We start from the raw sequence: 8223 nt of genomic DNA on the forward strand, positions 1-8223 counted from the left end.
CGCGCCGCTCGCGCCGTCCGTGCGCAAGCTTTCCGCCGAGACCGGCATCGACGCCTCGACCGTTCCGGGCTCCGGCAAGGACGGCCGCGTCACCAAGGGCGACATGCTCGCCGCGATCGAGCGCGCCGCTTCCGCGCCGACCCCGGTCAACCAGCCGGCCGCCGCCGTCCAGGTCCGCGCGCCGTCGCCGGCCGATGACGCCGCCCGCGAGGAGCGCGTCAAGATGACCCGGCTGCGCCAGACCATCGCGCGCCGCCTCAAGGACGTCCAGAACACGGCTGCGATGCTCACGACCTTCAACGAGGTCGACATGACCAACGTCATGGCGCTGCGCGCGCACTACAAGGACGCGTTCGAGAAGAAGCACGGCTCGAAGCTCGGCTTCATGGGCTTCTTCACCAAGGCCGTCGTGCAGGCGCTGAAGGACATCCCGGCCGTCAACGCCGAGATCGACGGTACCGACCTGATCTACAAGAACTATTACCACATCGGCGTCGCCGTCGGCACCGACAAGGGCCTCGTCGTGCCTGTCGTGCGCGACTGCGACCACAAGTCGATCGCCGACATCGAAAAGGGCATCGCCGATTTCGGTCGCCGCGCCCGCGACGGCCAGCTCAAGATCGACGAGATGCAGGGCGGCACCTTCACCATCACCAATGGCGGCATCTACGGCTCGCTGATGTCGACCCCGATCCTGAACGCGCCGCAGTCCGGCATCCTCGGCATGCACAAGATCCAGGAGCGGCCGATGGCGATCGGCGGCAAGATCGAGGTCCGTCCGATGATGTATCTGGCGCTGTCCTACGATCACCGCGTCATCGATGGCAAGGAAGCCGTCACCTTCCTGGTCCGCGTCAAGGAGAGCCTGGAAGATCCGGCGCGGCTGGTGCTGGACCTCTGATTTCTGATGCCTTGAAAGCGCCGTCGCCTGTATGGGCGACGGCGTTTGTCGAAAGATGGAGGCGAGCGTGACGGATAAGGTCGTTGTCATCACCGGCGGCAGCCGCGGCATCGGGCGGGCGACCGCGATCGCGGCGGCCGCGCGCGGCTTCCGTGTCGTCGTCGGCTATGCCAGCAACAAGACGGCCGCCGACGAAGTGGTCTCGCTGATCGAGGCCAGCAACGGCAAGGCCATTGCGGTGAAATGCGATGTCGCCGAGGAAAGCGACATCCTCGAACTGTTCAAGCAAGCCGACAAGTTCGGCACGCTCGGGGCGCTCGTCAACAATGGCGGCATCGTCGGCCAGAGCGGCGTGCGCGTCGACGAGATGTCGGCCGAGCGCATCCAGCGCGTGATGGCGGTCAATGTCACCGGCTCGATTCTCTGCGCGCGCGAAGCCGTGAAGCGGATGTCGACCAAGCACGGCGGCCAGGGCGGCGTCATCGTCAATCTGTCATCGGTTGCTGCCAGACTTGGTGCGCCGAATACATATGTCGACTATGCCGCCTCCAAGGGCGCGGTCGATTCCTTCACCGTCGGGCTCGGCTATGAGGTCGCGAACGAAGGCATCCGCGTCGCCGCGATCCGGCCCGGCCTGATCGACACCGAAATCCACGCCGCCGGTGGCGAGCCCGACCGCGCCCATCGTCTGGCCCATCTGGTGCCGATGAAGCGCGTCGGCACCGCCGAGGAAATCGCCAACGCCATCGTCTGGCTGATGTCGGACGATGCCTCCTACGTCACCTCAGCCATTCTCGATGTGTCCGGCGGACGCTGACACATCCTCATCACGCTAAACCTACGGGACTTTCTCTCATGGCTACCTACGATCTCGTCGTCATCGGCACCGGACCGGGCGGTTATGTCTGCGCGGTGCGCGCAGCCCAGCTCGGCATGAAAGTCGCCGTGGTGGAAAAGGACGCCACGCTCGGCGGCACCTGCCTCAATGTCGGCTGCATGCCGTCGAAGGCGCTGCTGCACGCCTCCGAGATGTTCGAGGAAGCCGCGCATTCCTTCGCCAAGATGGGCGTTTCCGTTTCCGCGCCGAAGCTCGAGCTGCCGGCGATGATGAACTTCAAGCAGCAGGGCATCGACGGCAACGTCAAGGGCGTCGAGTTCCTGATGAAGAAGAACAAGATCGACGTGCTCAAGGGCACCGGCAAGATTCTCGGCACCGGCAAGGTGGAAGTCTCCGCCGACGGCAAGTCGCAAATGGTCGAGACCAAGAACATCGTCATCGCCACCGGCTCGGACATCGCGCGCCTCAAAGGCATCGAGATYGACGAGAAGCGCATCGTGTCCTCGACCGGCGCATTGTCACTGGACAAGGTCCCCGGCAAGCTGCTGATCGTCGGCGCCGGCGTGATCGGCCTCGAGCTCGGCTCGGTGTGGAAGYGTCTCGGCGCCGAAGTCGTCGTCGTCGAATTCCTGGACCGCATCATGCCTGGCATGGACGGCGAGATCGCCAAGCAGTTCCAGCGCATCCTGGAAAAGCAGGGCTTTGCGTTCAAGCTCGGGGCCAAGGTCACCGGCGTCGACACCTCCGGCAAGACGCTGAAGGCGACCATCGAGCCCGCCGCCGGCGGCGCCGCTGAATCCATCGAAGCCGACATCGTTTTGGTCTGCATCGGTCGCGTGCCCTACACCGACGGCCTCGGCCTGAAGGAAGCCGGCGTCGCGCTCGACAACCGGGGCCGCGTCCAGATCGACCCGCATTTTGCCACCAGCGTGAAGGGCGTCTATGCCATCGGCGACGTCGTCGCGGGCCCCATGCTCGCGCACAAGGCCGAGGACGAAGGCGTTGCGGTCGCGGAAATCATTGCGGGCCAGTCCGGGCACGTGAACTACGACGTTATCCCAGGCGTCGTGTATACCACGCCCGAAGTGTCTGCCGTCGGCAAGACTGAGGAGGAACTGAAGCAGGCTGGCGTGGCTTATACCGTCGGAAAGTTTCCGTTCACCGCCAATGGCCGTTCCAAGGTCAACCAGACCACCGACGGCTTTGTGAAGATTCTCGCAGATGCGAAGACCGATCGCGTGCTCGGTGTGCACATTATCGGCCGCGAAGCCGGCGAAATGATCCATGAAGCGTGTGTTCTTATGGAATTTGGCGGCAGTGCGGAAGATCTCGCGCGCACCTGCCACGCGCATCCGACCCGCTCCGAGGCCATCAAGGAGGCTGCGCTTGCAGTCGGCAAGCGGGCCATCCATATGTAGGCGACGCCCCGAGCCGTTTCGGGCGGGACAACACATGCTGCGCCGCCTTCTTCAACCGGTCTGGGTCCTGCTGGCGATCATCTTCCTGATCGAAGCCTGGCTGTGGGACCATCTCGAGCCGATCGTCGCGCGGGTTGTCGCATTGATTCCGCTCGCGCGGTTCAAGCAATGGCTGACTGAGCGCGTCGACGCGCTGTCGCCGGCGATGACGCTGATCGTGTTCGCGGTCCCCATCATTCCGCTGTTTCCGCTGAAGCTGGTTGGCCTGTGGCTGCTCACGCACGAATACTGGACCAGCGCGGTCTTCACGATCCTGTTCGCGAAGCTGCTCGGCGTCGGCGTCACCGCCTTCGTCTTCGACGTGACGCGCGACAAGCTGATGGAGATGGCCTGGTTCGAGCGGCTCTACGATCTCGTGATGAAGCTACGCGCCAAGGCGGCCGAGCTGGTCGATCCGATCAAGCGGCGCATCAGGGAGCTGATCACCGGCAACGGCGAAGGCTGGTCCTCGCGCACCCTCCGCCTGATCCAGCGCTTCCGCAAGAGCGTGCACGAAGCGCGGTAAGCGCTGTTGTGAGTTCAGGCTCGCACCAATTCCCAGGTGTCGTCCCGGCCTAGTGCGCAATTGCGCACGGGGGGCCGGGACCCATAACCCCAGGGAGAAGTTTGGCGAAGACTCGCCGTTCGGTACTCCCATCATCCGCAATCGATAGATCACGCGGTATGGGTCCCGGCCTTCGCCGGGACGACGGCGGAGTAAGCTGCCTTAATTCCTCAATGCAGATGCAGCACATGCGGCCACCACAGGCCGAACGCGGTCATGAGGATGCCGGCGAGGGTCAGGATGCCGCCGACATAGGCGAGCGCGAAGATGCCGGTGATGATGGTGGCCGAGGCCAGCACGATGCCGATCTGGAACGCGGCCGACGCCAGCTCGAAATGATGATACTTCGCGGTCGCCTCGTCGCGCTCGTGCTCGGCGTGCTTGGCCTTCTCGGCGAGCTGCTCGGTGCCTTCGCCCGTCTCCGGCTCGGAGCGGTAGCGCGCCGCGGTCTTGGTCCAGTCCTCGACCTGCTTCTGCAGCACCGGCTTCAGGGCCTCGTCGGTGGTGCCGGCCAGCGCGAGCTTGCCTTGCTCGGACGCGGTCAGCACCACGGTGCGACGGATGGTCTTGGCCTGGAAGAAGGCCCAGAGATTGGCGGCCTCGACGTTCTTGCTGATCGATTCGGTCTGGGCGCCCTTGCCGAGCGTTTCCGAGATCGCCAGGAACAGCGCCAGCACGGCGATCAGAAGGGCGATCTTCTTGTTCGAGCCGGACGCGTGTTCGGCGTGCTCGGCGTGCTCCATGCTTTCATGTGCGCTCATGATGTCCCTCCTGCCTCGGTTCCCCACGATTGACCGAACCGCGGGCGCCGCGCAAGAGGCAAGGGAGTTGTGACATCAGTGTGTCACCGCCGCGGATGCGCGCTCGCATAGACTTCCAGCAGCCGCTCGGAATCGATGCCGGTGTAGATCTGCGTGGTCGACAGCGAGGAATGGCCGAGCAGTTCCTGGATCGCGCGCAGATCGCCGCCGCGCGACAACAGGTGCGTCGCAAAGGAATGGCGGAGCGCRTGCGGCGTGGCGCTGTCGGGCAGGCCGAGCGCGCCACGCAGCCGCTCCATCGCGAGCTGGATGATGCGCGGGCTCAGCGGGCCGCCGCGCGCGCCGACGAAGATCGGGCCTTCCGCGGGCAGCGGATACGGGCACATCGAAACATATTCCTGCACGAGCGCGAGTACGTTTTGCAGCACCGGCACCATGCGGGTCTTGTTGCCTTTGCCGGTGACGACGAGCACGTCGCCTTCGCCGGGCCGCGGCACTTCGCGGCGCTTCAACCCGAGCGCTTCGGAGATGCGCAGGCCCGAGCCGTAGAGCAGCGCCATCACGGCGGCGTCGCGGGCCAGGATCCAGCTCTCGCGCTCCTCGCCGGCGCGCTCGTCGGCGTCCGCAAGGCGTTTGGCCGACGCCATCGGCAGCGGCTTGGGCAGGCTTTTTGCTACCTTCGGCGCGCGGATCGCCGACAAGGCGCCGACCTTGCCCTTGCCCTCGCGTTCGAGGAAACGGCCGAACGAGCGCAGGCCGGCGAGCGCCCGCATCAGCGAGCGGCCGGCAATGTCGTCGGCGCGGCGCATCGCCATGAAGGCGCGGATGTCGGTGGCCTCGAGCGCGGCAAACCGCGCCAGCGTCACGCGCTCGCCCCAATGGGTGCAGAGGAAATCGAGGCACTGCCGCAAGTCGCGGGCATAGGCCTCCAGCGTCTTCGGCGACAGCCGCCGTTCGGCGCCGAGATGCGACAGCCAGCGCGCCATCTCCTGCGCGATCGAGGGATCGGCGCTGGCGAGCTCGATGTGTGGGGCGGCCGCTTTGCTCATGAGCTCTGGACCTGGTGATTCCGCACAGTATATCGCATCACACTCGTTTATCGTTCGCTAAGGCCGCCTGCCGCGGCTAGCCTTGAAGCCCCGGGTTCCGATTCTCCGCCAAAGACCATTCATGGATCACTTGCCGCGCAGTGCCGCCTCCGCCAACGCGACCCGCATGGTCGACGTGCTGGTGCCGGTCGCGCTCGACCAGACCTATTCCTACAAGGTGCCGCGCGGCATGGAGCTGAAGGCGGGCGATCTCGTCGGCGTGCCGCTTGGGCCCCGCGAGGTGCTCGCCGTGGTCTGGGCCGAAAATGCCAATCCCGATCCACGCCTGCACAACCGGCTCAAGGAGGTCAGCGAGAAGCTCGATCTGCCGCCTTTGAAACCCGAGCTGCGTTCGGTCGTCGATTGGGTCGCCAATTACACGCTGAGCCCGCGCGGCATGGTGCTGCGCATGTGCCTGCGGATGGGCGAGAATCTCGGTCCCGAGCGGGTGCGCGCCGGCGTGCGCCTGGTCGGCGATCCGCCGCGGCGGCTGACGCCGGCGCGGCAGCGCGTCATCGAGCTGCTGTCCGACCGGCTGCTGCATGGCAAATCCGAGGCCGCCAAGGAAGCCGGCGTGTCCGCGGGCGTGATCGACGGTCTGGTCGACGAGGGCACGCTGACGGTCGAGCCGCTGCCGCCGCCTCCGCCGCCGCCGGCACCCGATCCCGGCTTTGGCCGGCCGGAGTTCACGCCGCTGCAGCTGTCCGCGGTCGATGCGATGCGTGCGCTCGCGGCCAACGGCACCTTTCACGTGGCGCTGCTCGACGGCGTCACCGGCTCGGGCAAGACCGAGGTCTATTTCGAGGCGGTCGCCGAGAACATCCGCCGCGGCCGGCAGTCGCTGATCCTGATGCCGGAGATCGCGCTGACCGGCCAGTTCCTCGACCGCTTCGCGCAACGCTTTGGCGCGCGGCCGCTGGAATGGCACTCGGAACTGACGCCGCGCACCCGCGCGCGCAATTGGGCCGCGATCTCCGACGGCAGCGCGCCCGTCGTGGTCGGCGCGCGCTCGGCGCTGTTCCTGCCCTACGCCAATCTCGGGCTGATCGTCGTCGATGAAGAGCACGACCAGGCCTACAAGCAGGAGGACGGCGTGCATTACCACGCCCGCGACATGGCGGTGGTGCGGGCGCATATCGCCAAGATTCCGATCGTGCTGGCGTCCGCGACGCCATCGGTCGAGTCCGAGGTCAATGCGCGCAAGAACCGCTATCAGCGCATCGCGCTGCCGTCGCGCTTCGGCGGCCAGCACATGCCGCATATCGAGGCGATCGATCTGCGCCGCGAGCAGCCGGCGCGCGGCCGCTTCATCTCGCCGCGCCTGGCCTCCGAGATCAAGACCGCGATCGAACGGCGCGAGCAGGCGCTATTGTTCCTCAATCGCCGCGGCTACGCGCCGCTGACGCTGTGCCGCGCCTGCGGCCATCGCTTCGCCTGCACCATCTGCGACGCCTGGCTGGTCGATCATCGCTTCCGGCAGCGGCTGGTCTGCCATCACTGCGGCTTCTCGATGCCGCGCCCGCAGACCTGCCCGCACTGCGCGGCGGAGGAATCGCTGGTCGCGGTCGGTCCCGGCGTCGAGCGCTTGCAGGAGGAGGCGGCCGCGCTGTTCCCGGACGCGCGGACCATGGTGCTGTCGAGCGATCTCATCACCTCGATCGAAACGATGCGCTCGGAGCTGAATGACATCGCCGAGGGCCGCGTCGACATCATCATCGGCACGCAGCTTGTTGCCAAAGGCCACAATTTTCCCCGGCTCAATCTCGTCGGCGTGGTTGATGCGGATCTGGGCCTGTCCAATGGCGATCCGCGCGCGTCGGAACGCACTTGGCAATTGCTCAACCAGGTGATCGGCCGTGCCGGGCGCGAGCAGGGCCGCGGCGTCGGCTATCTCCAGACGCACCAGCCCGACCATCCCGTGATGAAGGCGCTGATCGCCTGCGACCGCGAGGCCTTCTACGACAGCGAGATCGATTTGCGCGAACGGACGCTCTATCCGCCGTTCGGCCGGCTCGCGAGCCTGATCATCTCCGCCGGCGATCGTCCGAGCGCGGAAGGTTTGGGCCGCAGGCTGGTTGCGCTGGCGCCGCGCGACGAGCGCGTGCAGGTGCTGGGTCCGGCAGAGGCGCCGCTCGCCGTGATCAAGGGCCGCTATCGCTTCCGCATCCTGGTGAAATCGGCGCGCGGCTTCGACCTGTCGGATTATTTGCGCAACTGGCTCGCCGTCAGCCCGAAGCCGAAGGGCAATCAAAAGCTCGAGGTCGACGTCGACCCGCAGAGCTTTTTGTAGGCCTTTGCCGTCATTCCAGGGCGATGCGTAGCATCGAACCCGGAATCTCGAGATTCCGGGTTCACGCTTCGCGTGCCCCAGAATGACCGAGAATAGAAAAAGCCCGCCGTCCCCCAAGACGGCGGGCTTGTTCACCCGATGACCCCGCCGCTCACACGGCAGCAGCCGATGGCGAGGCCTGCGCGCGCGTCGAGGGCCTTAGGAGACGACCTCGGCGGTGACGCGGCCGACGCCGGCGCCGGTCAGGCCGATGGCGCGGGCAGCGCCGGTGGAGAGGTCGAGGACACGGCCGCGAATGAACGGGCCGCGGTCATTGATGGTGA

The 8223-nt window shown here is 66.3% G+C and carries 8 protein-coding genes; 5 read left to right on the forward strand and 3 right to left on the reverse strand.

All coding sequences use genetic code 11. The annotated features are described in order from the left end of the window. From odhB to ACXJL8_RS26695, 4 genes are all read left to right on the forward strand, one after another. Positions 1 to 901, forward strand: a 901-nt coding sequence (gene odhB / locus ACXJL8_RS26680; protein WP_456685878.1) for a 2-oxoglutarate dehydrogenase complex dihydrolipoyllysine-residue succinyltransferase, incomplete at its 5' end; no start/stop codon positions are given. A 55-nt stretch (positions 902 to 956) separates the two neighbouring features. Then, on the forward strand, positions 957 to 1718 hold the full coding sequence (locus ACXJL8_RS26685; protein ID WP_456620776.1) for an SDR family oxidoreductase: 762 nt from the start codon (positions 957 to 959) through the stop codon (positions 1716 to 1718). 38 nt (positions 1719 to 1756) lie between these two features. Continuing rightward, positions 1757 to 3157 (forward strand): dihydrolipoyl dehydrogenase, encoded by a 1401-nt coding sequence (lpdA, locus tag ACXJL8_RS26690; RefSeq protein ID WP_456685879.1) that lies wholly within the window; start codon positions 1757 to 1759, stop codon positions 3155 to 3157. 34 nt (positions 3158 to 3191) lie between these two features. Continuing rightward, a complete protein-coding gene (locus ACXJL8_RS26695) occupies positions 3192 to 3722 on the forward strand; it encodes a hypothetical protein (RefSeq protein ID WP_456620774.1) in 531 nt (176 codons plus the stop codon). 209 nt (positions 3723 to 3931) lie between these two features. On the opposite strand, the gene ACXJL8_RS26700 is transcribed toward ACXJL8_RS26695, so the two are convergent. After that, positions 3932 to 4522: a DUF4337 domain-containing protein gene (locus ACXJL8_RS26700; protein WP_456620773.1), complete on the reverse strand. Its 591-nt coding sequence runs from the start codon at positions 4520 to 4522 to the stop codon at positions 3932 to 3934. A gap of 83 nt (positions 4523 to 4605) precedes the next feature. Further along, positions 4606 to 5571 (reverse strand): tyrosine recombinase XerC, encoded by a 966-nt coding sequence (locus tag ACXJL8_RS26705; RefSeq protein WP_456620772.1) that lies wholly within the window; start codon positions 5569 to 5571, stop codon positions 4606 to 4608. Between the two features lie 121 nt (positions 5572 to 5692). Between ACXJL8_RS26705 and ACXJL8_RS26710 the strand changes: the two genes are divergently transcribed. Beyond that, a complete protein-coding gene (locus tag ACXJL8_RS26710; protein ID WP_456685880.1) occupies positions 5693 to 7900 on the forward strand; it encodes a primosomal protein N' in 2208 nt (735 codons plus the stop codon). A gap of 198 nt (positions 7901 to 8098) precedes the next feature. Here ACXJL8_RS26710 and ACXJL8_RS26715 read toward each other — a convergent pair. Beyond that, positions 8099 to 8223 (reverse strand): RlpA-like double-psi beta-barrel domain-containing protein (locus ACXJL8_RS26715; RefSeq protein WP_456685881.1); only part of this gene is annotated, 125 nt, incomplete at its 5' end.

The organism is Bradyrhizobium sp. P5_C11_2, from assembly GCF_054049755.1.